The organism is Cobetia sp. 14N.309.X.WAT.E.A4, assembly GCF_030397495.1.
Taxonomy (GTDB): Bacteria; Pseudomonadota; Gammaproteobacteria; order Pseudomonadales; family Halomonadaceae; genus Cobetia; species Cobetia marina.
The window spans coordinates 1-1,235 of record NZ_JAPNXT010000025.1 but is presented as its reverse complement, the minus strand read 5'-3'; the positions used below and the strand labels follow the sequence as shown (position 1 = coordinate 1,235).

Annotated in this window: 1 protein-coding gene; it reads right to left on the bottom strand. The window is 65.5% G+C overall.

Translation table 11 applies throughout. The features are described from left to right. A partial coding sequence (locus OW493_RS17135; RefSeq protein ID WP_289864984.1) for a VCBS domain-containing protein occupies nucleotides 1–1,235 on the bottom strand: 1,235 nt, incomplete at both ends.

Here is a 1,235-nt window from a genome sequence, read left to right as displayed (position 1 = left end):
GGTGCCGCCGGTCGCCTCAGTGACCGACTGGTCATCCAGCGAGGTGATGGTCGGCACGCCATCGGTGGCGCCGTCGACGGTGATGGTCAGCGTGGTGCTGGAGGTGTCGCCATCGGCGTCGGTGATGGTGTAGGTGAAGACGTCCGCCAGGCTCTCGCCATCATCCAGCGACTGCACGTCGGCATTGGTGGTGTCGAGCACATAGCTGTAGCTGCCATCGGCTTCGAGCGTCAGCGTGCCGTAGTCGCCGGTGACGACGGCGGCGGCATCTGCCGTGACGGTGCTGCCATCGACGGCAGTGACCGTGGTGGCGTCAGCCCCCAGGGTGTCGGCGGTGTCGTTGGCGCCGTCGATGACGTTGCCGTCGAGTGCCGTGGTGGTGTCTTCGCCGATGTTGCGCGCGTCAGCCTTGGCCTCCGGCGCGGTATCGAGAATGGTGATGTCCAGGCTGTCAGTGGTGCTCTGCCCGGTGATGTCGGTGACCACGACCGCGAAGCTGTCGGTGATGCCCGCATCAGTGTGAACTTCGCTCTCGCCATCTTCGACGTAAGAGTAGCTGACCTCACCGGTACCGGCGTCGTAGCCGGTCACGCTCAGGACACCTTCGACGGTGGTGATCTCGACCGGATCGGTCTCGGTCGCGCCGGTGATGTCAGTGCCATTCACGGTGACGCTGGCGATGCCGGCATCCGCTTCCACCTGGAAGGTGTCAGTGACGGTGCCGCCGGTCGCCTCAGTGACCGACTGGTCATCCAGCGAGGTGATGGTCGGCACGCCATCGGTCGAGCCGTCGACGGTGATGGTCAGCGTGGTGCTGGAGGCATCGCCATCGGCGTCGGTGATCGTGTAGCTGAAGACGTCGGTCAGTGACGCCCCATCATCCAGGCCCTGGACCTCGGCATTGCTGTTGTCCAGCACATAGCTGTAGCTGCCATCACTGTTGAGGGTCAGCGTGCCGTAGCTGCCGGTGACGACCGTCGCATCATCCGCGGTGACGGCAGACGCACTCCCGCCGTCCGGCGTGACGCTGGTCACGCTGGTGGCATCGGCGCCCAGGGTATCGGCGGTGTCGTTGGTGCCGTCGATGACGTTGCCGTCGAGTGCCGTGGTGGTGTCTTCGTCGATGTTGCGGGCGTCGGCCTTGGCCTCCGGCGCGGTATCGAGGATCGCGATGTCCAGGCTGTCGCTGGTGCTCTGCCCGGTGATGTCGGTGACCACGACGCTGAAGCTGTCGG